Annotated in this window: 22 protein-coding genes and 1 pseudogene; 10 read left to right on the forward strand and 13 right to left on the reverse strand. The window is 70.2% G+C overall.

Features of this window, described 5'->3' with window-relative positions; all coding sequences use genetic code 11:
* Positions 1-8: 8 nt before the first annotated feature.
* On the forward strand, positions 9-3,266 hold the full coding sequence (locus tag O7543_RS14445) for a S8 family serine peptidase (RefSeq protein WP_281553347.1): 3,258 nt from the start codon (positions 9-11) through the stop codon (positions 3,264-3,266).
* 123 nt (positions 3,267-3,389) lie between these two features.
* Here O7543_RS14445 and O7543_RS14450 read toward each other — a convergent pair whose 3' ends face one another.
* Positions 3,390-3,854: a hypothetical protein gene (locus O7543_RS14450; protein ID WP_281553346.1), complete on the reverse strand. Its 465-nt coding sequence runs from the start codon at positions 3,852-3,854 to the stop codon at positions 3,390-3,392.
* A gap of 5 nt (positions 3,855-3,859) precedes the next feature.
* On the reverse strand, positions 3,860-4,867 hold the full coding sequence (locus O7543_RS14455; RefSeq protein ID WP_281553345.1) for a 4-hydroxy-3-methylbut-2-enyl diphosphate reductase: 1,008 nt from the start codon (positions 4,865-4,867) through the stop codon (positions 3,860-3,862).
* Positions 4,868-4,993: 126 nt separating this feature from the next.
* On the opposite strand from O7543_RS14455, the gene xseA reads away from it, so the two are divergent.
* The 3 genes and pseudogenes from xseA to O7543_RS14470 all read left to right on the forward strand — a co-directional run.
* Positions 4,994-6,223, forward strand: a complete 1,230-nt coding sequence (gene xseA, locus O7543_RS14460) for an exodeoxyribonuclease VII large subunit (RefSeq protein ID WP_281553344.1) — start codon at positions 4,994-4,996, stop codon at positions 6,221-6,223.
* 93 nt (positions 6,224-6,316) lie between these two features.
* Positions 6,317-6,520, forward strand: coding sequence for an exodeoxyribonuclease VII small subunit (locus O7543_RS14465; protein ID WP_281555439.1), 204 nt, complete (start codon positions 6,317-6,319; stop codon positions 6,518-6,520).
* Positions 6,521-6,956: 436 nt separating this feature from the next.
* Positions 6,957-8,513: pseudogene (locus O7543_RS14470) on the forward strand (carbohydrate-binding protein); the annotation flags it as partial.
* A gap of 524 nt (positions 8,514-9,037) precedes the next feature.
* Here O7543_RS14470 and O7543_RS14475 read toward each other — a convergent pair.
* Together O7543_RS14475 and O7543_RS14480 are read right to left on the reverse strand one after the other, a co-directional pair.
* On the reverse strand, positions 9,038-9,733 hold the full coding sequence (locus O7543_RS14475) for a GntR family transcriptional regulator (protein ID WP_281567465.1): 696 nt from the start codon (positions 9,731-9,733) through the stop codon (positions 9,038-9,040).
* An 82-nt stretch (positions 9,734-9,815) separates the two neighbouring features.
* A complete protein-coding gene (locus O7543_RS14480) occupies positions 9,816-10,361 on the reverse strand; it encodes a DUF4245 domain-containing protein (protein ID WP_281567466.1) in 546 nt (181 codons plus the stop codon).
* A 157-nt stretch (positions 10,362-10,518) separates the two neighbouring features.
* Here O7543_RS14480 and glpX point away from each other — a divergent pair, with 157 nt between their 5' ends.
* Positions 10,519-11,553, forward strand: coding sequence for a class II fructose-bisphosphatase (gene glpX / locus O7543_RS14485; protein ID WP_281567467.1), 1,035 nt, complete (start codon positions 10,519-10,521; stop codon positions 11,551-11,553).
* Between the two features lie 12 nt (positions 11,554-11,565).
* On the opposite strand, the gene O7543_RS14490 is transcribed toward glpX, so the two are convergent.
* The 5 genes from O7543_RS14490 to O7543_RS14510 form a co-directional block, all read right to left on the reverse strand.
* The gene (locus tag O7543_RS14490; protein ID WP_281553340.1) at positions 11,566-12,213 is read right to left on the reverse strand and encodes a rhomboid family intramembrane serine protease; all 648 of its coding nucleotides are present in this window, start codon (positions 12,211-12,213) and stop codon (positions 11,566-11,568) included.
* Between the two features lie 144 nt (positions 12,214-12,357).
* Complete coding sequence (locus tag O7543_RS14495) at positions 12,358-13,038, reverse strand: lytic transglycosylase domain-containing protein (RefSeq protein WP_281553339.1); 681 nt, start codon at positions 13,036-13,038, stop codon at positions 12,358-12,360.
* A 382-nt stretch (positions 13,039-13,420) separates the two neighbouring features.
* The gene (locus O7543_RS14500) at positions 13,421-14,863 is read right to left on the reverse strand and encodes a PhoH family protein (RefSeq protein WP_281553338.1); all 1,443 of its coding nucleotides are present in this window, start codon (positions 14,861-14,863) and stop codon (positions 13,421-13,423) included.
* A gap of 447 nt (positions 14,864-15,310) precedes the next feature.
* Complete coding sequence (locus tag O7543_RS14505) at positions 15,311-15,712, reverse strand: hypothetical protein (protein WP_281553337.1); 402 nt, start codon at positions 15,710-15,712, stop codon at positions 15,311-15,313.
* A 22-nt stretch (positions 15,713-15,734) separates the two neighbouring features.
* Positions 15,735-16,079 (reverse strand): hypothetical protein, encoded by a 345-nt coding sequence (locus tag O7543_RS14510; RefSeq protein WP_281553336.1) that lies wholly within the window; start codon positions 16,077-16,079, stop codon positions 15,735-15,737.
* Between the two features lie 264 nt (positions 16,080-16,343).
* Between O7543_RS14510 and O7543_RS14515 the strand changes: the two genes are divergently transcribed.
* The 3 genes from O7543_RS14515 (at position 16,344) to otsB (ending at position 18,261) form a co-directional block, all read left to right on the forward strand.
* Positions 16,344-16,784, forward strand: a complete 441-nt coding sequence (locus O7543_RS14515) for an XRE family transcriptional regulator (RefSeq protein ID WP_281553335.1) — start codon at positions 16,344-16,346, stop codon at positions 16,782-16,784.
* Positions 16,785-16,957: 173 nt separating this feature from the next.
* Positions 16,958-17,332, forward strand: coding sequence for a hypothetical protein (locus O7543_RS14520; RefSeq protein WP_123605395.1), 375 nt, complete (start codon positions 16,958-16,960; stop codon positions 17,330-17,332).
* A 104-nt stretch (positions 17,333-17,436) separates the two neighbouring features.
* Positions 17,437-18,261, forward strand: coding sequence for a trehalose-phosphatase (otsB, locus tag O7543_RS14525; RefSeq protein WP_281553334.1), 825 nt, complete (start codon positions 17,437-17,439; stop codon positions 18,259-18,261).
* Between the two features lie 31 nt (positions 18,262-18,292).
* Here the strand turns inward: otsB and O7543_RS14530 are convergent, their stop codons facing one another.
* Genes O7543_RS14530 through O7543_RS14545 form a run of 4 tightly spaced genes read right to left on the reverse strand, consistent with a single transcriptional unit; the run spans position 18,293 to position 23,087 of the window.
* A complete protein-coding gene (locus O7543_RS14530; protein WP_281553333.1) occupies positions 18,293-19,063 on the reverse strand; it encodes an isoprenyl transferase in 771 nt (256 codons plus the stop codon).
* A 10-nt stretch (positions 19,064-19,073) separates the two neighbouring features.
* Positions 19,074-20,246, reverse strand: coding sequence for a geranylgeranyl reductase family protein (locus O7543_RS14535; RefSeq protein WP_281553332.1), 1,173 nt, complete (start codon positions 20,244-20,246; stop codon positions 19,074-19,076).
* A 13-nt stretch (positions 20,247-20,259) separates the two neighbouring features.
* Positions 20,260-21,219: a hypothetical protein gene (locus tag O7543_RS14540; RefSeq protein WP_348650109.1), complete on the reverse strand. Its 960-nt coding sequence runs from the start codon at positions 21,217-21,219 to the stop codon at positions 20,260-20,262.
* A gap of 20 nt (positions 21,220-21,239) precedes the next feature.
* Positions 21,240-23,087 carry a phosphoenolpyruvate carboxykinase (GTP) gene (locus O7543_RS14545; RefSeq protein ID WP_281553331.1) on the reverse strand — a complete coding sequence of 616 codons (1,848 nt, stop codon included), beginning with the start codon at positions 23,085-23,087 and terminating at the stop codon, positions 21,240-21,242.
* A 353-nt stretch (positions 23,088-23,440) separates the two neighbouring features.
* Here O7543_RS14545 and O7543_RS14550 point away from each other — a divergent pair, with 353 nt between their 5' ends.
* Entirely contained in the window at positions 23,441-23,974 is a 534-nt protein-coding gene (locus O7543_RS14550) for a GtrA family protein (protein ID WP_281553330.1), read from the forward strand.
* A 68-nt stretch (positions 23,975-24,042) separates the two neighbouring features.
* Positions 24,043-24,726 carry a GtrA family protein gene (locus O7543_RS14555; protein WP_281553329.1) on the forward strand — a complete coding sequence of 228 codons (684 nt, stop codon included), beginning with the start codon at positions 24,043-24,045 and terminating at the stop codon, positions 24,724-24,726.
* Positions 24,727-24,733: the final 7 nt, after the last annotated feature.

A 24,733-nucleotide genomic window follows, 5' to 3' on the forward strand; every position in this document is an offset into this window, starting at 1 on the left:
AAGAGAACGTGAGTAAACCCCGCATCTGGAGACGGCGAACCTCTGCCGCGCTCCTGGCATCCGTCATGGTGGCCGGTGCCGTGACGCTGGCGGGTGGTGCGTCCACCGCGAGCGCCAACCCGTCGACCAAGGCCGACGTACTGAAGGACACCCCTACCGATACGTTGGGGTCGCACGATCTCGACCTGCTCGCCGAGGCGGAGGCGAAGAGCGAGCAGAGCGTCACCTTGCTGGTCGCCACCGAGCAGGGCCAGGCACCGAAGGTCGCGGCCGAGCTGAAGAAGCTCGGCGGCGTGATCGGCAACCAGGTCGACGAGGTCGGCTATGTCCGGGCCCGCGTGCCGGTCAAGAACGTCGTCGCGGCGTCGAAACTGCCCGGGGTCTCGGCGGTCGACCTCAACGAGACGATCCCGATGCCGGACCCGATGCCGGAGAGCATGGCGGCGGCTTCCTCCGTGGCGAGCGCGACCACCGGCCCGGGGCCGGACACCGGCGCGGTCAACCCCTACATGCCGACCAATGAGACCGGCGCGGTCTCGTTCAAGAACAGCCACCCGCGCTGGGACGGCCGCAATGTCCTCGTCGGCATCATGGACTCCGGGATCGACCTGGACCACCCGGCGCTGCAGACCACCACCACCGGGGAGCGGAAGATCGTCGACTGGGTCACCCCGATCGACCCGGTCTACGAGAATGACGGCACCTGGCGGCCGATGCTCACCGGTGTGAGCGGCCCGAGCTTCAGCTACGCCGGCGTCACCTGGTCCGCGCCGGCCGGCTCCTACATGATCAACCTGTTCTCGGAGTCGATCACCGCGGGCGGGTCGGCCAACGGTGACGTCAACCGCGACGGCGACACCAGCGACCGGTTCGGGGTGCTGTACGACCCGGCCACCAACGACGTACGGGTCGACGTCGACCAGGACTTCGACTTCACCGACGAGCCGGTGATGCGCCCGTACCAGGAGAACTTCGACATCGGCCACTTCGGCACGGACGATCCTTCGACCCCGATCGCCGAGCAGGTGCCGTTCGTCGTCGAGTTCCGCACCGACGTCGACACCGCTCCGGTCGGCGGCCCCGGCCTGATCGACTACGTCAACATCGGACTGATCTCGTCGTCGCACGGCACCCACGTGGCGGGCATCGTGGCCGCCAACGACATGCTGGGCAACGAGGACTTCGACGGCGCCGCGCCCGGCGCCAAGCTGGTCTCCTCCCGGGCCTGCACCTTCGCCGGCGGCTGCACCGCCGCCGCGTTGACCGACGGCATGATCGACCTGGTGATCAACCGGGGCGTCGACATCATCAACATGTCGATCGGTGGTCTGCCGGCACTCAACGACGGCAACAACGCCCGCGCCGAGCTCTACAACATCCTCATCGACGTGTACGGCGTGCAGATGTTCATCTCGGCCGGCAACTCCGGCCCGGGCACCAACACCATCGGTGACCCGTCGGTGGCCTCGAGCGTGGTCAGCGTCGCCGCGAGCGTGAGCCGGGACACCTGGCTGGCCAACTACGGCTCCGAGGTACGCACCCGCAACTCGCTGTTCCCCTTCTCGTCGCGCGGTCCGCGTGAGGACGGCGGGTTCAAGCCGAGCATCAGCGCCCCCGGCGCGGCCATCTCCACCGTCGCCGGCTGGGAGGAGGGCGGCCCGGTCCCTGAGGCCGGCTACCCGCTGCCGCCCGGCTACGCCATGTACAACGGCACGTCGATGGCCGCTCCCCAGGCCACCGGCGCGGTTGCCCTGCTGATGTCGGGCGTCAAGGCCAAGGACCTCGACGTCACCCCGATGCAGCTGCGTCGGGCGCTGTACAGCGGTGCCCGCTGGATCAACGGTGCCTCCGCCCACGAGCAGGGCAACGGCATGCTGCACGTGGCCGACACCTGGAAGCTGCTGCGCGAGGGCGTCGAGGTCAACGGCTACGACGTCAGCGCTCCGGTCTGCACCCCGATCTCGGAGTACCTGGCCACCCCGCACGAGGGCACCGGCGTCTACAACCGGTGCGCCGCCGACGCCGGTGGTCACCGGCCGGGCCAGTTCAAGTCCTACCCGGTCACCATCACCCGGACCAGCGGCCCGGACGTCGACCTGCTGCACAAGCTCAAGTGGGTCGGCAACGACGGCACCTTCGCTGCCCCCGGCCAGGTGGTGCTGCCGCTGAACGAGGCCGTCACGTTCAACGTGCGGGCCACCCCGGACGCCGGTGTGCACAGTGCCATCCTCCGGGTGGACAACCCGTTCACCGCCACGGCCGACTTCGAGATCATGAACACCGTGGTGGCATCTACCGCGATGACCAGCCCGGAGTACGAGTTCAGCACCTCCGGCAAGGTGACGCGTAACGCGTACACGTCGTACTTCGTCACGGTGCCGGAAGGCGCGACGGCGCTGCAGGTCAGCCTGTCGGGCATCGCGGACGGATCGCAGACCCGGTTCATCGCGATCGACCCGTACGGCGTACCGCTGGAAAGCTCCAGCAGTCTGCGCTGCTACACCAACTTCTCCGACCCGGACGTCTGCAAGCCGGACGAGCGGGACTACCAGGACCCGCTGCCGGGGGTCTGGGAGATCGAGGTGGAGTCGCGGCGGACCTCGCCGATGCTGCAGAACCCGTTCGAGTTGACCGCCCAGGTACAGGGCGTCACCGTCGACCCGACCAGCACGGTGCTCGAGGACGTCACCCTCGGTGAGACCACCCCGCTCAGCTGGACGGTGGAGAACATCTTCGGCCCGGTCGTCGTCTCGGGGCAGGGCGGCTCGCTCGGCTCGGCGAACAGTGACCGGCCGACGATCGCCGACCTGGAGGTGCAGACCTTCCAGGTGACGGTCCCGGCCGGGGCAACCCGGTTGTTCGCGAAGATCGGCAACACCAGCGATCTCAGCGCCGACCTGGACCTGTTCGTCTACCGGAACGGTTCGCTGATCGACTACACCGCCGACGGCGACTCCGAAGAGGCTGTCACCATCGACAACCCGGCACCCGGTGTCTACGACATCGAGGTCGACGGGTACTCGGTGCCGGCCGGCACCACCGAGTACGACTACCTGGACGTGTTCTACTCGACCGGGTTGGGCACCATCTCGGTCGAGTCGGGCTCGACGGAGCTGGTCAACGGCGCCAGCGCCACGCTCAGCGGCAGCGTCACGGTGGACGCCACTCCGGAGGCGGGCCGGGAGCTGTTCGGTGAGATGCTCGTCGTCACCGACCAGGGCGCGGTCGTCGGCCGCGGCGGGGTCTCGGTCAGCTCGGTGAGCTGACCGTCGGCTAAGCCGTACGACGGAAGAAGGGCCCACCCCGAGTCGGGGTGGGCCCTTCACTGTGTCCTACGGGCACCGACGCCGGTGGTCGGCGCGCACCAGGGTCGGCGGTCGCGCCGCCGGTCAGGCGGGCTCGACCCGCTGCACCATGAACGGGGTGCCTTGCTGGCAGGTGGTCATCAGGTCAGCCTGGACGTGCCCGGTGACGCTCAGCCGGGCACCCGGACGGATCAGGTCATGCGAACCGCCGACCAGCAGATAGCCGTCGAGCAGGTAGCAGTCGTGCTCCACCCCGGCCTCGACGGTGCCGGTCAGGGTCATCGGCCGCGACGACCCGGTCGACTTCCCCGGCCCTGGGGTGCCCCCCGGGACCGAGGTGGGCAGGTCCTCGGGCGGTCCAGGGGTCTGCGGTGCTGTGCTCACCGTGGCACCTCCGCTCGGTGATTCGGCTGCCGGCGGCGAGGACGGTGCGACCGTCACGGTCGGCACCGGGTCGGGGTCGGGCTCGGTGGTGGGTTCACCGGTGCCGCACGCCGGCAGCGCCAGGCAGGTCAGCAACAGGGGTACGCCGATCCGAGTGACTCTCATACCGACTAGGACGCGGTGACCGGGACGTCCGTTCCCGCCGCCGCTGCCTTCATGTCCCGGCGCAGCTCGGACGGCAGCGAGAAGGTGATCGTCTCCTCGACCGTGGTGACCTGCTCGACGTCGGTGAAACCCCGATCGGCGAGGTGGTCGACCACCTGGTGCACCAACTCGTCGGGGACGCTGGCGCCCGAGGTCAGCCCGACGGTGGTCGCGTCGGCCAGCCAGGCGTCGTCGATCTCGTGGGCGAAGTCGATCAGGTAACCGGCGCGAGCACCGGCGTCGATCGCTACCTCGACCAGCCGCACCGAGTTGGACGAGTTGCGGGAACCGACCACCAGCACCACGTCGCAATCGGCCCCAATCTGCTTGATCACCTGCTGGCGGTTCTGGGTGGCGTAGCAGATGTCGTCGGTCGGCGGCGACTGCAGCATCGGCAGCCGCCGCCTGAGGCGGGCGACGGTCTCCATGGTCTCGTCGACCGACAGCGTGGTCTGCGACAACCAGACCACCTTCTCCGGATCCCGTACGGTGATCTTGTCGGCGTCCTCCGGGCCGTCCACCAGCTGGATGTGCGCCGGAGCCTCGCCTGAGGTGCCGACCACCTCCTCGTGGCCCTCATGGCCGATCAGTAGGATGTCGTAGTCCTGCGCGGCGTACCGGCGGGCCTCCTGGTGGACCTTGGTCACCAGCGGGCAGGTGGCGTCGATCGCCTTCAACGACCGCGCCTCCGCCTGCCGGTGCACCTCCGGAGCGACGCCGTGCGCGGAGAAGACCACGGTCGAGCCGTGCGGAACCTCCTCGTTCTCCTCGACGAAGATCGCGCCTTTGGCCTCCAGGGTCGAGACCACATGCTTGTTGTGCACGATCTGTTTGCGTACGTAGACCGGGGCGCCGTACAGCTTCAGCGCCTCCTCCACGGTCTGCACCGCGCGGTCGACGCCGGCACAGTAGCCACGGGGATTGGCCAGCAGCACCCGCTTGCGGTGGACCGGTTTCGCGTCAGGCTCGCTCACCCGGCCGAGTCTACGTGCCGTCGACCACGGCGGCAGCGTGACCAACCGGCGGGACCGGGCCGGGGCCGGACGCCTCCCGGCGGGGCGAGCGGCGTCGGTGTCACCGCCCGCCCGTACCCTTGCCGGGTGACCGACACCGACGCGACGCCGCGCAGCAGCGCGGACGAGCCGTGGCCGGTCCGGGTGGTCAGCCAGAAGATCAGCGCCTGGATCGGCCGGCTCGGCTGGGTGTGGGTCGACGGGCAGGTCGCGCAGATCAGCCGGCGGCCCGGCGCGACCACCGTGTTCCTGACCCTGCGTGACCCGTCGGCGGATCTCAGCCTGACCGTCACCACCAACCGGGACGTGCTCGACCTCGGCGCGCCGGAGCTGGCCGACGGTGCCCGGGTGGTGCTACGCGCCAAGCCGGAGTTCTACCCGGCGCGGGGCACGCTCAGCCTGCGCGCCGACGAGATCCGCCAGGTCGGCCTCGGTGAGCTGCTGGCCCGGCTGGAGAAGCTGAAGAAGCTACTGGCCGCCGAGGGGTTGTTCGACCGGTCCCGCAAGCGCCGCCCGCCGTTCCTGCCGCAACGGATCGGGCTGATCACCGGCCGGGCGTCGGCCGCCGAACGGGACGTGTTGACCAACGCCCGCCGACGCTGGCCGGCGGTCGATTTCCGGGTGGTCAACGTCGCGGTGCAGGGCTCCGGCGCGGTGCCGCAGGTGATCGACGCGCTGGCGGTGCTCGACGCGGATCCGTCGATCGACGTGATCGTCATCGCCCGCGGCGGCGGGAGCGTCGAGGACCTGCTGCCGTTCTCCGACGAGGCGCTGTGCCGGGCGGTGTTCGGCTGCCGTACCCCGGTGGTCAGCGCCGTCGGCCACGAGACCGACGCACCACTGCTCGACTACGTCGCCGACGTACGGGCGTCCACGCCGACCGACGCCGGCAAACGGCTGGTGCCGGACCTGGCCGAGGAGCTGCGGCTGATCGCCCTGGCCCGGCACCGGCTGGACCGGGCGGTGACCGGTCTGCTCGACCGGGAGACACACCGGCTGGAGATGGTCCGGTCCCGGCCGGTACTCGCCCGGCCACAGGTGCTGTTGGACGGGCGGGTCGGCGAGGTCGACGCGCTGCGGGACCGGGCCACCCGCTGCCTGGCGCACCGGTTGTCCGCCGGCACCGCCGAGCTGGGACACACGTTGGCCCGGCTGCGCGCGCTGTCACCGGCCGCGACCCTCGACCGGGGGTACGCGATCGTGCAGGACGCCGCCGGCGCGGTGGTCCGATCCCCCGACGACGTCGCGGCTGGCGACCCGCTGCGGCTGCGACTGGCCGGCGGTGAGCTGCCGGCCGTCGCCGCCCGAACCGAATGAGTGAGGCATCAGGTGACCACGAAGAAGGCAGCTGACCGAGGTACGGCGACCACGTCGGCGAAGGTTCCGGCGACTGAGCCGGCGAGCGGGCCGCTGGCGGCGGACTCGCTGAGCTACGAGCAGGCCCGCGCCGAGCTGGCCTCGGTGGTGGAGCGGCTGGAGTCCGGCGGCACCACCTTGGCGGAGTCACTGGCGCTGTGGGAGCGCGGTGAGCAGTTGGCCGCCACCTGTCAGCGCTGGCTGGACGGGGCCCGTCAGCGACTCGAAGCCGCCCGCGGCGCCCGACCCACCGGCTGAGGGTGCACCCAAGACGGCATTTCGCCACAATTCGGCTACGATCTTGCAAGTTGATGGACATCGACCTATCCTTCGGGGAAAGCGCTTTCCAGAGTCAGGGCAAGGTGTGCTGCAGCACACCGGCGGCGGGGACGTGAGGACGGTCCGGGTGACCTCGCGCCCTCAGCGCTGACGGCCACGCGTCCGGGGCCCGACGAGCCGCAGACTCGTCCACATCACCAAGAACACCGCACCTGGGTCGAGGCGTCCCCGCCCCGGCTGCCGCCATCCGTGGCCGATGGCCGTCATCTGACGGCCGGGCAACGGTCACATCGGTGCCGCCGGCGGGTTGACCACGGGCTGCGACCAGTGCCGTACCGGTTGCGCCGGACGGTGCGCGTCCTCCAGCAGTCGAGACGATCCATCAGCAACTTCAAGACGAAGGCGAGACGAGACTATGAGACGACCAGTCGGACTGCGACTTCTCGCAGGACTGGCCATCACAGCCGTAGCCGGCACGGTCGGCGTGGCCCTGGCGATTCCCCAGGCCTCGGCGGCGACCGGCAGCGCCACCGGATTCGCCACCCGCAACGGCGGGACCACCGGCGGCGCGGGCGGCCAGACGGTACGGGTCAGCTCCGGTACCGGTATCCACTCCGCGCTGTGCAACCGTTCCAGCAGCAGCACCCCGATCATCATCGAGGTCCAGGGGACGATCAACCACGGCAACACCAGCAAGGTCTCCGGCGACAGCTGCAACACCGCCGACGACGTGATCGAACTCAAGCAGATCAGCAACGTCTCGATCATCGGGGTGGGCAGCGGCGCGGTCTTCGACCAGCTCGGCATCCACATCCGCGAGGCGAGCAACATCATCATCCAGAACGTGACCGTCCGCAACGTGAAGAAGTCGGGCTCGCCGACCTCCAACGGTGGTGACGCCATCGGCATGGAGTCCGACGTCCGCAACGTCTGGGTCGACCACGTGACGCTGGAAGCCTCGGGCGGCGAGTCGGAGGGTTACGACGGCCTGTTCGACATGAAGAACAACACGCAGTACGTCACCCTGTCGTACAGCATCCTGCGCAACTCCGGCCGTGGTGGTCTGATCGGCTCCAGCGAGAGCGACAGGTCCAACGGGTACGTGACGTTCCACCACAACGTGTACGAGAACATCGACTCCCGTACTCCGCTGCTGCGTGGCGGCATCGCACACATCTACAACAACCACTACACGGACATCGAGAAGTCCGGCATCAACTCGCGAGCCGGCGGACGCGCCAAGGTGGAGAACAACTACTTCCAGGACTCGAACGACGTTCTGGGCACGTTCTACACCAGCGAAGCCGGCTACTGGCAGGTCAGCGGCAACATCTACGACAACATCGACTGGTCCAGCCGCAGCGGCGACAACCAGCCGGCCGGCCCCAACCCCACCTCGAACACGAGCGTGAGCATCCCGTACTCCTACACACTCGACGGAGCCAGCTGCGTGCCGAACATGCTCCGGCAGATCTCCGGCGCCAACAAGGGCAACCGCGTCTCGGACGGCAGCTGCTCGCCGACCTCGCCGCCGCCGTCGAACCCGCCGAGCCCCACGCCGACCGTGCCGCCGACGCCCGGCCCGGACGGACGCTACGAGGCGGAGTACTCGCCGGCCTCGTGTGACGGTGAGATCGAGTCAGAGCACTCCGGCTACTCCGGCAGCGGGTACTGCAACACGGAGAACACCTCGGGTGCGGCGTCGCAGTTCCTGGTCAGCTCCAGTGGCGGCACGACGAACCTGACTATCCGGCACGCCAACGGCGGCTCGGGCAACCGACCGGCGAACCTGGTCGTCAACGGCTCGACCGTGCAGCAAGGGGTCGCGTTCAACCCGACCGGCGGGTGGACCAGCTACTCGAACGTCTCGGTCTCCGTCGCGCTCAACAGCGGCACCAACACGATTCGGCTGGTGGCCGCCACCGGTGAGGGCCTGAGCAACATCGACTACCTGCAGGTCTCCGGCGGCACCGGCCCCAGTCCGACCCCGAGCCCGACTGCGCCGCAGCCGACCTCGACCCCGACCCAGCCCGGTGGCACCAACCTGAGCATCGGCGCCGGATCGGACGGTTCGAGCAAGGGCAGCGGCACCAGCTACGGCGACGTACGGGACGGCGACATGGGCACCTACTGGTCGCCGAGCGGCACCACCGGTCGAATCTCGATCAAGTGGGACGCTGACACCACCGTCTCCTCGGTCAACATCCGGGAGGCGTCGGGTGCCGTAGGTGCCATCGGATCGTGGCGGCTGTACAACCACGACACCGGTGCCACCCTCGCCTCCGGCAGCGGTGCCGGCATGATCAGCTTCTCCTCGACCACGCTCAGCAAGATCAGCTTTGAGATCACCGGTGCCTCCGGCACGCCGCAGATCGCCGAATTCGAGACGTACGCCTGACGAGACGTACGGCTGATCGGCGGCTGGGCAGCCACCGCCACCACTGATCAACTGCACGCTCCAACGAGCCGAACACCAGATACCTTTCCGGACCCGGATCAGGTATCTGGTGTTCGGCTCGAGCCGTCGGAGCGCCGGTAGGTACGAACACCATGCTCGGCAAGTTCCCGGAGCACCTCGGTCGGTTCCCCCGCCTCGATCGCGGCCAGCAGTCGCTCGTGCCGGTGCACCCCGTCGACCGGCTGCGCCACCTCGGCCTCCCGCTGCAGGTTGATCGCCAGGTACAGCTGGAGCTTCAGCAGCACCGACTCGTACACCCCGGTGAGCTGCCGGTTGCCGGCCAGGCCGACCAGCTCGACGTGGAACCGCCGATGCGCCTCGGCAACCCGCAACCGGTCACCGACCGTGGTGGCCAGCCGCATCTGGTCGACCGCAGCCCGCAGGCCACCGAGGGCGGTGTCCCGGCGCACCGGCAGCGCCGACGCCACCGCGTGCCGCTCCAGGAGGTCGCGCACCGCGTACAGCTCCCGGACGTCGCGGTCGGACAAGGTCGCCACCCGCACGCCGCGTCGTGGTACGTGCTCCACCAAACCCTGCTCGGCGAGCAGCCGCAGCGCCTCGCGCAGCGGCGCCCGGCTGATGCCCAACCGCCGGGTCAGTTGCTCCTCGACGAGCCGTTGCCCGGGGTCGGTCTTGCCGCTGAGGATCTCGCGACGCAGCCGCCGCACCGCCAACTCCACCAGGCTCAGGCTCTCCAGCTCACCATCCACCGACGATGCGGCCACGTCGCTCACCCCGTCGAGTCTGCCACCCACGTCCCGGAAACCAGATTCCCGGCCGGGCAACCGCCCGGTACGGGCCGGACCCGCCGAGGTATCAGCGTGGCGTGAGCGCCTCGGCCATCACCCGTAGCTCGTCGGTATCCGCCGTGCCGACCACCAGCACACTGTGGTCCGGCGCCAGCCACACCAGTGCACGTTCGCCGGGCCGGGCCGCGTACCGCTGCCAGGTCGTCGCCCCGATCGCCACATCACCCTGCGGCTGCGCGGTCGCGGTCAGCTCCGCCACCAGCAGTTCCGGTGCCGGCCGTGAACTCTGCACCACCTGGACGGCGGCGCCGGCCGGGGTGACGTAGCCCAGCCGCAGCGTCGGACCGTCCGCCGCCGACACCGGCCGGAAGACCGCGCTCACCGCGACCCAGTCCGGTCCGAGACCGGCGGGCGCGCGCACCGGAAACCGGCCCGCCGCACCGGCCTGCTCGTACGCCGGCCCGGGATCCACCGCCACGGGCTCGTCGGCACCGAGGAAGACCCGGTAGAACCCGAACACCAGCAGGATCGGCACCAACAGGACGAGCAGCGACAGGGTGATGTCCTTCGGGGTGCGTTCCGCCCGGTCGCGCGCCGGCCCGGTCGTCTCCATGCCCCCATCCTCCCAGCCGGCCGGCGCGGACTGACGCGCGGACCGACCACCCCGCGACTACCTGGCACCGTCGTGACGTGCCAGGATTCCCTCAGGACCGGAGCCGGCGACGCTGTGCTCCGGGATGCGCCCCGCACCGTCGCGAGGAGGAGCACCGATGAGTGGAACCGGCACCCGTAACCCGCAGAATCTCGACCGTAACCTGGCCCTGGACCTGGTCCGGGTAACCGAAGCCGCAGCGATGGCCGCCGGCCGGTGGGTGGGTCGGGGAGACAAGGAAGGCGGCGACGGCGCCGCGGTCGACGCGATGCGCAAACTGATCAACTCGATCCAGATGCGTGGCGTCGTCGTGATCGGCGAGGGCGAGAAGGACAACGCCCCGATGCTGTTCAACGGAGAACGGGTCGGTGACGGCTCCGGGCCGGAGGTCGACGTCGCCGTCGACCCGATCGACGGCACCACCCTGATGAGCAAGGGCATGCCGAACGCCCTCGCGGTGCTGGCGGTGGCGGAGCGGGGCGCCATGTTCGACCCCAGCGCGGTCTTCTACATGGAGAAGCTGGCGGTCGGCCCGGACTGCGCCGACGTCATCGACATCGAGGCCGGGGTGCGGGAGAATCTGCAGCGGATTGCCCGGGTCAAGAAGTCGAGCGTCTCCGACGTGACGGTGAGCATCCTCGACCGGCCCCGCCACACCGAGCTGGTGCAGGAGATCCGCGACGCCGGTGCCCGGATCCGGTTCCTGTCCGACGGTGACATCGCCAGCGCGATCTCGGCTGCCCGCGAGGAGTCCGACGTCGACGTGCTGATGGGCATCGGCGGCACCCCGGAGGGGATCATCGCCGCCTGCGCGCTGAAGTGCATGGGCGGCGCGATGCAGGCGAAACTCTGGCCACGCGACGACGCGGAGCGGGACAAGGCCGTCGCTGCGGGGCACGATCTGGGCCGGGTGCTGCGCACCGACGACCTGGTCACCGGCGACAACTGCTTCTTCGTCGCCACCGGGGTTACCTCGGGTGACCTGCTGCACGGGGTGCGGTACCGCTCGGGTGGGGCGTACACCCAGTCGATCGTGATGCGCTCCAAGAGCGGCACGATCCGGGTGATCGACTCGCATCACCGGTTGGAGAAGCTGGCGCTCTACTCGGCGGTCGACTTCGACGGTCGGCCGATCGCCGAGCTCGACCTCTGACCCGGGGCCCGGTCAGGGCATGGTGAGCGGGTCCGGATCGTACGGGTCGTAGTCGCGCCGGCGGCGGAACAGGATCGCGGCGAGCACCCCGCCGACGAACCCGAAGAGATGGCCCTGCCAGGAGATCAACGCGTCGGTCGGCAGGATGCCGACCAGCTGCCAGCCGTAGAGCAGGCCGACCAGCAGGACGACGCCGAGGTTCCACCAGGTGCGCTCGACGATGCCGCGCATCAACACCAGACCGAGGTAGCCGAAGACGACACCGCTGGCGCCGACCACGACGGTGTTCGGCGCGCCGGTGAACCACACGCCGAGCCCGCTGACCAGGATGATCACCAGGGTGGAGTAGAGGAACCGGCGGACCCCGGCGGCCAGGACGAAGGTGCCCAGCAGGATCAACGGAACGCTGTTGCTGTAGAGGTGATCGAAGCCGTGGTGCAGGAACGGGGCGAAGAACACCCCGTCCAGCCCGTCGATGCGCCGGGGGACGATGCCGGCGGCCAGATCAAAGCCGGCGCTCAGCCAGACGTCGAACGCCTCGATGACGAACAGCACCGGGACGACCGCGCACATTGCGACGAACGCCCGGCCCAGCGAGGCGTAGAAGGCCTCGGTGCCGAAGCGGTTCGGGTCACCACCGGAGGTCCCCATGTACGCCATCTCCTAGTAGCTATCAGGTCCGCGCAACCGACGCCAGCCGACAGCTGGCGAACCGCACAAAAACACCGGCGGCGGTACGGACGATCAGGTCCGTACCGCCGCCGGTGACGAGTGCGACAGGTGCCGCCGACAGTCCGGACCGGATCAGTACCAGCCGACGTTCTGTGACTGCTGCCACGCGCCGCACGGGGTGCCGTAACGGCCGCTGATGTACCCGAGGCCCCACTTGATCTGGGTCGCCGGGTTGGTCTGCCAGTCGGCACCGGCCGAGGCCATCTTGCTGCCCGGTAGCGCCTGGGGAATACCGGTGGCGCCGGAGGCCGCGTTGTAGGCCTTGTGGTTCCAGCCGCTCTCCTTGTTCCACAGCTTGTTCAGGCAGGCGAACTGGTCGAGACCCCACCCCTTCTCCAGGGTGAGGGCGCAGCCGATCGCCCGGTTGCCGCTGAACTCGTCGCAGGACTCCGGAATCTCGCCGGTGAAGGGCACCGTCGCCGCCGGCGGCCGGGCCGCCGCCTCCTGCTGCTTCTGCTGGGTCACCTGCTCTGCCCGCTTGGCCTTGGCCGCCTCGGCCTTGGCCGTGGCGAGAGCCTTCTCCGTGGCTTCCCGTTCGGCGGTACGGCGTTGCACCGTCATCCGCTGGTGTTCGGCCCGGCGCTGACGCAGCAGTTCGAGCTCGACCTGCTCGGCCTCGGCGGCCAGGCGGGCGTCGCTGATGCGTTGCTGGGTCTCCCGGTCGCTTTCCAGGTAGAACCCGCCGGCGACGCCTGTCACGAGCAGGCCGACGGCGAGTGCCCGGACACCGAACCGGCTCCACAGCCGACTCACGAAGTGGTCCCTTCGTCGGGGGCAAGGACACGGCGGGCCGGGCTGGTCGGCACCGCTCGCGCCCACGTGGCCGGCCGACTGAACGGCCGGCTCGCGGCGGCCGCCGCCAGGTGCGGCGCGACCGTCACGTGCGGGTGCGGCGGTGCGGCTGGTCCGGGCACGCCGTGAGCGCCCGACCGGGTCGGTCGCGCGTCGGCCGGCCGCGATGGTGGTCGGCTGACGCACTACCACCGACGACCCGGATATCGGTCGTCGCCGGTGCGCGCGCTCGTCGACCACCATCGCTCACGGTGAGGCCGTTGGGAAACGCGGGACTTTGAATGTGAGATTGGTCACGCCAATTTTCACCCTATAGTGGGGCATAGACCCGCACCGGGCGGAGTCAACGTGGGATGTCCTCCAACAGATCAGTAACCATTTCGGCGATGGGAGAACGCTCCGAACGGGTCAGCGTCACATGGGCGAACAGCGGATGCCCCTTCAGCGCCTCGATCACCGCGGTCACCCCGTCGTGCCGGCCCACCCGCAGGTTGTCCCGCTGCGCGACGTCGTGTGTGAGCACCACCCGGGAGCCCTGTCCGATCCGGGACAGCACGGTCAGCAGGACATTGCGTTCCAACGACTGGGCCTCGTCCACGATCACGAAGGCGTCGTGCAGGCTGCGGCCCCGGATATGGGTCAACGGCAGCACTTCCAGCATGCCGCGGGCGAGCACCTCCTCCATCACGTTCTCGTGCACCACCGCGCCGAGGGTGTCGAAGACCGCCTGCGCCCAGGGCGACATCTTCTCCGACTCGGATCCGGGCAGGTAACCGAGCTCCTGACCGCCGACGGCGTACAGCGGGCGGAAGACGACGACCTTCTTGTGCCGACGCCGTTCCATCACCGCTTCCAACCCGGCGCACAGCGCCAGCGCCGACTTGCCGGTGCCGGCCCGACCGCCCAGCGAGACGATCCCGATCGACTCGTCGAGCAGCAGGTCCAATGCGATCCGCTGCTCGGCGGAGCGACCACGCAGCCCGAACGCCTCCCGGTCACCGCGTACCAGCCGGACCGTCTTGTCGGCCATCACCCGGCCGAGCGCGGCACCGCCGGTGCCGTGCAGCACCAGGCCGGTGTGGCAGGGCAGCCCGGCGGCGCTGTCCAGGTCGACGGCCTCGCCCGCGTACAACTGCTTGACCTGTTCGTCGGTGGATTCCAGCTCGGCCATCCCGGTCCAGGTCGGGTCGCTGGCCTGGCCGTGCCGGTACTCGTCAGCGACCAGACCAACCGAGGCGGCCTTGACCCGCAGCGGCATGTCCTTGCTGACCAGCACCACGTCCCGGCCCTCAGCGCCCATGCTGAGCGCGACCGACAGGATCCGGGTGTCGTTGGACTCGTTGCGGAACCCCGGCGGCAGCACATCCGTGTCGGCGTGGTTGAGCTCGACCCGCAACGTGCCGCCCGACTCGTTGGCCGGCACCGGCTGGTCCAGCCGTCCGTGGCGGACCCGGAGTTCGTCCAGCATCCGCAGAGACTGCCGGGCGAACCAACCGAGCTCGGGATGGTGCCGCTTGCCCTCCAGCTCGGAGATCACCACCAGCGGGATCACCACCTCATGCTCGGCGAACCGGTGGAACGCCCCCGGGTCGGACAGCAGGACCGAGGTGTCCAGGACGTACGCGCGGGTGGTGACTGGCGGCTCCGGTTGGGCTGGGCCGGCGGACCGGTCGGCCGGCTCGGACGCGGCGGCGTCCGGGGCTCGGCGGGTCCGGCTACGGTCGGACGGGACAGTGGCGGCGGTCGGGTCCTGACCGGCCCGGGGGGTGGTACGTCGACTCGTCACAGGCCTGCTCCGTCGGGCGTGCACCCGATCCGCCCGCGATCCGGCTCCACCGGGGCCCGAAGGCACGGGTCGGATGCGGAACCCATGCGACTGCAGGTCCGGACCGTCCGGCTGGCCCGGGACGACCCCGGACCATGACTAGACGCTAGCTGCCGGATCCCGACCTCGGCTAGGCGTCAGAGCCGATCTTCGTCCCAGACACCGGAGGTGAGCGGGGCAGATGATGATCCGTACCCAGGACCGACACACATTGGTCACGCGACGGACACATCCGGGCCGGGTAGGCGGCCGGCCGGGATGCGCACCCCCTGCACGCATCCCGGCCGGGAGGAACTCCGGCGCGGTGACGCCGGGTTCCCCGGCGGTGTCGCGTCCGCCTCAACACGACACCGCACTCGGAAAAGCTCATCGCTACGACTGCCACCCGACAGCCACCGCTGCGGCCGGTCAGGGATGTCGGCCGGCCAGCAGTTCCGTCGAGTGCCGGCCACCGGTCCCGTCGAGGGTTCCGCCGACGCCGGTCCCACCGACGAAGGCGGCGCCGGTGTAGGTGGTGCCCGGACGGACCGCCAGGTCGACCCCGGTTGGCACCGCCGTAACCAGGGGCGGGCTCGTGGTCACCGGATGGGGCGGGACCACCGGACGGGCTGGATCCGGCAGCACCGATGCGATCGCGGCCCGGGTCTCCCTGCGCCGCCGGGTCCACGCTCCGCGGTCACCGTCGAAATAGCCCTGCCGGTAGCCGAACCGGTAGCCGATCCGGTAGCTGAGCTGGCCGTGCAGCCGGCCGGCGGCGTAGCTGGCCGAGGCCAGCAGCAACACCAGGAAGACCGCGAAGAACGAACTCATCCGGTCGCCCCGATCTCTGGGATCATCTCTCCTCCGACTCGAACGACGTCGGGTCGTCGGTGAGCAGCCGATCGATGTCGTCGGTCCTCACCTCTTCGACCAGTTCGACGCTGATCCGGCAACCGCCCAGCACCACCTCGGCTACCGAGGCCCGCCGGATCTCCCCGCCGGCGTCGTACACCCGCACACTCAACTCCGGACAGCCGAGGTGCGCCCGCCACGCGTTCCACTCGGACCGGTCCCCCACGTTGAGCGACAGGTGACGACACCCCCGGGCCAGGTACAGCCGCCACGGCGCGGTCAAGCCGCCAGCGACGGCGTCCGCGATCAGGCCGAAGGCCTGGGCCCGGGTCGCGAGTTCGGTCACCGCACCGTCTCCGTCACGTGTAAGCGACAACTCCACCCACTCAGCGTCTCAACCACGTGACGTAGAGTAAAGCGTCACGCGCAAGTGACAGCATCATCTTTTCGGGTGATTAGCGCCACCCCACTTCATCCTTAGACTGCACCCGTGACACCCCTCGTGACAAGGGAAGATTTCCCGACAGAGATTCACAAAGCTCTGTCACAAACACAGTACAGAAGGCTTCCTGCCCCCAGGAAAAGCGGTGATTCGCCGTACCGTCGGCCGGTGCCGGACAGCTCCGCCGCGCGAAAGATCGCCTTCGCCGCCTTCGTACGCAAGGCGCTCGCTGACGCGCGCGCGACCCGCGCCTGGACCGGCTCGGAGGTCTCCCGGCGCACCGGAGTGTCCCGCCAGACCATCAACCGGTGGGTGCGCGGCGAGTGGTCCAGCGATCCGGAGGCCGAGCGGGTGGTCTCGTTCTGCGAAGGACTGGGGATCAGCCCGACGGTCGCGTTCGGCGTACTCGGCTGGGACCGTGCCACCAGCGCCCGGCCGGCGCCCTCGGCACCGCCGATGGACCCGGACGTAGAGGCACTGCTCCGCCGGCTGGTCGATCCGAACGTATCAGATGCGGAAAAATTTCACATCAGGGAGACAATCCGCTATCTCGCCTACCGACCCTTACTGCCGGCCGAACCTCGCAAAGGACCCAAGCGGGCAGGGTAGTTCTCAGATGGCGAAAGAAAGCCGATCAAGCAGCCCGGTTCCGCCCCGCTTGCACGCTGAGTCACGATAACGTTCCTCTCCGTACTGCTTGGGCTCGTCATCCACGGGGGACGGGACAAGGCCGGACACAGCCCGGACACAGCCCTGCGGGACAGGAGGGAGGGTCGAAACCGATGACCCTCAAATGGTCGGCAGTCGTGATCGCGGCCGTCGCGATCACGCTTTACGGCACCACGAATATCGTGGTCGCCGTCCTGAGTACCGGCGAGGTGCCGGCGGTGGTGAACCTGTTCGTCATCGCCTGCGCGTCGGTCGCCACGCTGGTGGCGGTCATCGCGCACCTCAACGACCGGCAACAGGGACGGCTGACCGCGCTCACCGAATTTCTCGTCGCCCGGCTCAATGAAGTCGATTCACACGTCGCCGACCGCAACTCCGGCTTCGTCGAGGGCTATTTGCTCCGGCAGGGACAGCAACACGACGCGGCAGTCGTGCAATTTCCACCGCGGATGCACGGCCGGCGACTGATGAGCGGCGGTGACGACTGACCCGCCGGGTGGTTCGCGGACCGTAGTCACCAGCGCCGACGTCCCCGAACGTTCACCCGCCGAGAGGTCTGGCACCTGCGGCGGCAGCAGGTACGCTGACGCCCGTGCGGCCGTTCGAGGTAGGAAACCAGCGCTTGGCCCGTCCGCTGACCGCGGAGCAGGCATGGCGAGCCACCATCGATCGCGCCGACCGGTGCGTGCTGTTCTTCGACTTCGACGGCACCCTCGCCCCGGTCGGTGACGATCCCACGTCGGTGCAGCCCGCGCCCAAGGTGCTGGCGGCGATCGAGTCGCTCGCCGGGGTGGTGCAGCGGATAGCGATCGTGTCGGCCCGACCGGTCGACTTCCTCCGGGCCCAGTTCGCCTCGATCTCCGAGGTCGACCTGTACGGACTGTACGGGCTGGAGCACAGCCACGGGTCCGGGCCGACCGTCACCGAACCGGCCGCGCTGCCCTGGGTCCCGGCGATGCAGGAGTTGGCCGACCGGGCCCGGGCCGAGCTGCCCGCCGGCGCACTGGTCGAGTACAAACGGCTGTCCGTCGCGCTGCACTACCGGACCGCGCCCGAGCTCGCCGAAACCGTCGAATCGTGGGGGCAGGCCCAGGCCGAACAGCTCGGCCTGCGGGTGCAGAGCGGGCGGATGGTCATCGAGATCAAGCCGCCGGTCGACCGCGACAAGGGCATGGTCATCGGCGACGCGGTCGGCACCGCCGGCTGCGCCTGGTACTTCGGTGACGACGTCTCCGACATCAAGGCCTTCGCCGCGCTCCGGGCACACGCCAGCGCCAACCCGGATTTCTTCGGCGTCTGCGTGGCGGTGGCCAACGCCGAGACCGGGCACGATGTGTCAGCGGCCGCCGACCTCACCATCGACTCGCCGGAAGCGCTCGGCGACTTCCTGACCTCCGCCGTGCACGCCCTGGACTGACACCACCCGGCAGGGACGGCCCCGGGGGTCGTCAGGCGCCGTAGCGGCGTTGCCGGTTCGCGTACGACCGCAACGCCCGCAGGAAGTCCACCCGACGGAAGTCGGGCCAGTTGACGTCGCAGAAGTAGAACTCCGAGTGCGCCGACTGCCACAGCAGGAAGCCGGAGAGCCGCTGCTCGCCGCTGGTGCGGATGACCAGATCCGGGTCGGGTTGGCCCCGGGTGTAGAGGTGCTCGGCGATGTGGTCGACGTCGAGCACCTCGGCCAACTCCTCCAGGGTGCCGCCGGACCTGGCGTGCTCATGCAGCAACGATCGGACCGCGTCGGCAATCTCCCGGCGGCCGCCGTAGCCGACCGCGATGTTGACCTGCGCGCCCTCGGACCGGGTCTGGGTACGCTCCTGCGCGGCCTTCAACGCGGTCGCGGTGGAACCCGGCAGCAGGTCCAGCGCGCCGACGATACGCAGCCGCCAGGGGTTGCCCTCCTCGGCCAACTCGGTGACCAGATCCTCGATGATGTTCAACAGCGGATCCAGCTCGCGGGCTGGCCGACGCAGGTTGTCGGTGGCCAGCAGGTACAGCGTGACGTGACCGATACCGGCCTGGTCACACCAGTTCAACAGATGTTTGATCTTCGCTGCGCCGACCCGGTGCCCGTCGTTGGGATCCACGAACCCCATCTCCCGGGCCCACCGGCGGTTGCCGTCGCACATCACGCCCACGTGGCCGGGCACCGGCTTGCCCGCCAGTCTCGCCATGAGCCGTCGCTCATAGACCGAGTAGAGCAGCTCCCGCAGAGTCATCCCAAGCAGACTAGCGACCGGAGCGCCGCCGCGCGGTATCGGCCGCTCGGCGGATCGTCAGTTGTGCGGCGAGCCGGCGAACCGTGACCGCGTCCAGCCGGCCGTCGCCGAGACCGAGTTCGACGACGGTGTCGAAGACGCGCCGGTCCCGCGCCGCCGCCGCGACGGCGGCGTCCACCGTCGTCGGCCGCCGGGCCAGCCAGGCGCCGAAAGCGCTGTGCCGCAGGTGCCCGCCGAGGCGTCGGCGCAGCGCCTGCCGGTAGCGGCGGGCGGCGGCCGCCGGCGTACCGGCCGCCGCCGCACCGGCCAGCGCACCGGACAGCACCGCGTAGAAGATGCCCTCGCCGGTGAACGGGTTGATCAGCGACAGCGCGTCGCCGGCCAGCACCAGCCGACCCGCACCTGCCGGCGGCCGCCGGGTGGACAGCGGCAGATGATGCGCCCGCAGGTCGGTGACCTGCGCCAGGTCGGTGCCGGGCAGCAGCGCGCACAGCCGGTCCAGCAGCCGGGCACGGGTCAGGGGCCGGCCGCGCAGCACCTCCCCGTACCCGACGTTCGCCCGCCCGTCGCCGATCGGAAAGGCCCAGGCGTACGCCGGCCAACCGGCCGCCGTGGTGACGATCCGCTGTTCGCCGGGGCTGGTGACGGCCCCGACCGGCGCGTAGCCGCGAATCGCCAGGGCCAGATGTCCGTCCGGGTTCGGCCCGTGACCCAACGCCCGGCGTACCACCGATCCCGCGCCGTCCGCGCCAACCACCGCCCGCGCCGCGATCTCACCGTCGAGCAGCACCAGGTCGTCGCGGACCGTGACCCGCCGTACGGTGTGCCGCCGCAGCCGCACGCCGACGGCGACCGCGGTGGCGACCAGCCGGGCGTCGAAGACGGCCCGCGGCACCGTGTACGCCGGACGGACCAGCTCGGCCGCGACCTGCCCGCCGTGCGGGGCGACCAGCCGGAGCCGGCCGACCGGGGCGAACCCGGCGACCGGGTCGGGCACGTCCAGCCCGGCCAGCACGTCGAGGGCGTGCGGTGCGATGCCGTCGCCGCACGGCTTGTCCCGGGGGAAGTCGGCCCGGTCCAGCAGCAGCACCCGGGCACCGGCCCGGCGGGCGGCGATCGCGGCGGCGGCACCGGCCGGCCCGGCGCCGACCACCGCGACGTCGACGACCGACGTACCGTCCACCTGGACCTCCTCGTCAGGCCGGTTCCGTGCCGGCGGCCGTCCGGCCGGGCTGGGAACCGACGGTCCCCCGGCCGGGCTCGGCGCTGCCCGCCGCCCGGCCCCGTTCGGCGCGACCGGCCCGCCACACACCGTAGAAGGCCAGCACCACCGCCACCACCAGCGGCGCGCCGTCGCGGACCAGACCGTCCACGCCGAGCAGCCACCAGCACAGCGGCAGGTCGACCGCGAGCGCCCCGAGGCTGACCAGGACCAGCAGCCAGCGTGCCCAGCGTCGGCCGCGCAGCATGAAGAACGACACCAGCAGCACCAGCCAGCTGGTGGCGGTGGCGACCGCGATCCAGGCCACCACCGCCGGGGTGGCGACCAGCCGGCCGTCGAGCAGCACCCCGATCGAGACCAGCGCCGGCACCAGCATCAACGGCGGGTAGGTGAAGGCCGAGACCCGGGCGACGAGGAGCCAGGCGACGACCGGCGGCCGCCGGGGCGGGGCCTCGCGCCAGGTCAGCCGCCGGCCGTCGCGGACCAACCGGGCCGGGTGCCGGGTCAGCTGCGCACCGACCGCCGGGGACCGGTACAGCAGCCACACCACGGCCAGGCAGAGCCCGGCGATCAGGCCGAACCCGGCCACCCCGGGCAGCGGCGGTACGCCGGAGCGCGGCACCACCAGCCGGCCGAGCGCGAAGACGGTGGTGACCGCCAGGATCAGCCCGAACGGTCGGGCCCCGGCCCGGCCCCGGCGTACCTGCCGGATCAGGACCAGGAAGCCGAACGCCCGCAGCAGCGCCCAACCGGAGCGGACCGCCACACCGATGTCCCGCTCGGGGGCGTACCACCAGTTGAGCAGGTCGACCACGACGGTGGCCGCGGCGGTGACGGCGAGCAACCCGACCAGCCGGCGGACCGGCGGCGGCAGGGCGGGCACGGCCGGGCGGACCGGTCCGGCGCGGCCCGCACCGGGATCGACTGCCGCCACCGGCGCAGGCTATCCAACGGTCAGTCGGCGGCGTCCAACCGGGCCCGCAGCGCGTCCAGCTCCGCCCAGAGCACCCCGGGCAGTTTGTCGCCGAACCGCTCGAACCATTCGGTGATCTGCGGCAGTTCCGCGCGCCACTGCGCCGGGTCGACGGCGAGCGCGGCGGCCACGTCGGCCGGGTCGACGGCCAGGCCGGACAGGTCGAGCGCGTCGGCGGTCGGTACGTTGCCGATCGGGGTCTCCACCGCCGTGCCGGTGCCGTCCAGCCGCTCGACGATCCACTTGAGCACCCGGGAGTTCTCCCCGAAGCCGGGCCAGAGGAACCGGCCGTCGTCGTCGCGGCGGAACCAGTTGACGTAGAAGATCCGGGGCAGCTTGGCGGCGTCGCCGTCAGTGCCCTTGCCCATCTCGATCCAGTGCCGGAAGTAGTCCCCGGCGTGGTAGCCGATGAACGGCAGCATCGCCATCGGATCCCGCCGGACCACCCCGACCTTGCCGGCCGCCGCAGCGGTCGTCTCCGAGGAGAGGGTGGCACCCAGGTACACGCCGTGCACCCAGTCGCGTGCCTCGGTGACCAGCGGCACCGTGGTGCGTCGCCGGCCGCCGAACAGGATCGCGTCGATCGGTACGCCGCGCGGGTCGTGGTACTCGTCGGCCAGGATCGGGCACTGGGTGATCGGGGTGCAGAACCGGCTGTTCGGGTGGGCGGCGTCGGTACCCCGGTCGGGGTTCCAGTCCTCGCCCCGCCAGTCGGTCAGGTGCGCCGGTGGCTCGCCCATCCCCTCCCACCACACGTCGCGGTCGTCGGTCAGCGCGACGTTGGTGAAGATGGAGTTGCCCCGGTCGAGGGTCCGCATCGCGTTGGCATTGGTCCGCCAGTCGGTGCCGGGCGCGACGCCGAAGAGCCCGTACTCGGGGTTGACCGCGTACAGCCGGCCGTCGTCGCCGAACCGCATCCAGGCGATGTCGTCGCCGATCGTCTCGACCTTCCAGCCGGGGATGGTCGGCTCCAGCATGGCCAGGTTGGTCTTGCCGCAGGCGGACGGGAACGCGCCGGCTACGTAACGGACCCGCCCGTCCGGCGCGGTCAGCTTGAGGATCAGCATGTGTTCGGCCAGCCAGCCCTCGTCGCGGGCCATCACGCTGGCGATCCGCAGCGCGTAGCACTTCTTGCCGAGCAGCGAGTTGCCGCCGTAGCCGGACCCGTACGACCAGATCTCCCGGGTCTGCGGGAAGTGCGAGATGTACTTGATCTCGTTGGCCGGCCACGGCACGTCGGCCTGGCCCGGCTCCAGCGGGGCGCCGACCGAGTGCAGGGCCGGTACGAACTCGGCGTCGTCGCCCATCGCGGCGAGCACCTCGGCGCCCATCCGGGTCATGATCCGCATCGAGGCGACGACGTACGCACTGTCGGTGATCTCCACCCCGAACATCGGCTCCGGGGCGTCCAACGGGCCCATGCAGAACGGGACCACGAACATGGTCCGGCCGCGCATGCACCCCCGGTACAGCTCGGTCATCACCCGCTTCATCTCGGCGGGGTCCACCCAGTTGTTGGTCGGTCCGGCGTCGGACTCGTCGGGCGAGCAGATGAAGGTACGTTCCTCGACCCGGGCCACGTCGGTCGGGTCGGTGCGGGCCCAGAACGAGTTGGGGCGGCGTTCGCTGTCCAGTCGGACCAGGGTGCCGGAGTCGACGAGTTCGTCGGTGAGCCGGTGCCATTCGGCGAGCGAACCGTCGGCCCAGACGACCCGGTCCGGTGTGGTGAGGTCGGCGATCTGCCGGACCCAGTCGAGCAGGCGGGCGTGGCTGGTCGGGGCGGGGCTGGGGAAGTTCGACGGTACGGACGCGGTGGCCGTTGCAGTCATGGCGATCTCCTCGTGGTCGGCGCTGACCTCGTTCCTGGAGTGCACGGCACCGGCGGATGGTCGGGCCCAGCCGCCGGGTTACAAGTCCGGGAGTTGGACTCAGGGTAAGCCGATTGATCGTTCAGGGCAGCCGAGGAGCTTGTGAAGAAGTGCACAAGTTATCGGCGCATGCAATCTGACGAGTTGTTTCTCGCTCCCACGCGCAGTTGTACGCAAAAACCTCCGGCTCTCGACCGACTCCAACCCCAATCACTCTGCGTGTTCAGAACTCGAGTGCCGGAAGCGTGGGGGTGGCCGGGAAACTCGGGTGGTGCCGACACATCGGCGGGCGGGAACCCGCTACGCTCGACCACGTGCCCGTCCACGCCGCCGGCGAGCCGTCCGCGCCCGCATCCAGTCCGGGGTTGATCCGCCGGCTCCGGGACCGGTTCGGTCTGCTGGTCCGCGAGATCGGCAAGTTCGGGGTGGTCGGCGGGATCGCCTTCATCGTCGACATCACCCTGTTCAACGTCGCTTCAAGCCTGCTCGGGTTGGGCCCGCTCAGCGCCAAGACGCTGTCGACGGTAATCGCCGCATCGGTGGCGTTCGTCGGCAACCGCTTCTGGACCTGGCGGCACTCGGTCAGGTCCGGACTGGCCCGCGAGTACGGCCTCTACTTCTTCTTCAACGCCGTCGGCCTGGGCATCGGTCTGGCCTGTCTGGGGATCAGCCACTACGGGCTGGGCAGCATCTGGCCGGGGGTGTTCCAGACGCTGCTCGCCGACAACATCGCGGCCAACATCGTGGGCGTGGCGGTCGGCACCCTGTTCCGGTTCTGGGCGTACCGCAGGTTCGTGTTCACCGTCGCGGCACCCGCCGCGGTGGCGGCCGCCAGCGACCGCGACTAGCCCCACCCGGTGCCGCCCTACCCGCCAGTCAACCCGAACGGCCCGTCGACCTGCCGTATGGTGATCTGATGCGAATACTTCGCCTTCTGCCCGAGCGCTGGCAGAGGTTCATCCGCGAGGCGCTGAAGTTCGGCACCGTCGGTGGCATCAACACCGTGGTCAACTTCGCGGTGTTCAACGCTCTGGCACTGACCGTGCTCGCCGACGGTCAACTGAAGGCGACTGTCGTCGCCGCACTGGTGGCGACCACCAGCTCGTACTTCATGAACCGCCACTGGACCTACCGGGACCGGCCGAAGTCGGCCATCCGGCGGGAGTACGTGCTCTTCTTCCTGTTCAACCTCACCGGCCTGGCGATCGAGGTCGGGGTGCTGGGGCTGGCCAAGTACGGCTTCGGCATCAGCGGGCTGCTGGCCCTGAACATCGTCAAGATCATCGGACTGGTGCTCGGCACCATCTTCCGCTTCTGGGCGTACCGCACGTTCGTCTTCCGCCCGGCACCCGCCACCCACCCGACCACCGGAACCGGCCCGACCACCGGGGCCGGGACCGGACCGGCGGCGCGCGGCCCGGTCCCGCAGCAGATCCAGCGGGACGGGCAGCCACCGACCAGCCAGTCGATGCAGGCCCCGGACAGCACGGCACCTCTGGCCAACCAGCTCGACGCCGAACTCGCCGCCGAGCTCGACGCGAAGATCACCGCCGAACTGGACGCGGAGATCGCCGCAGCGACCCGCCCGGCCAGGCGCTGACCGACGA

The organism is Solwaraspora sp. WMMA2080 (assembly GCF_027497395.1).
GTDB lineage: Bacteria > Actinomycetota > Actinomycetes > Mycobacteriales > Micromonosporaceae > Micromonospora_E.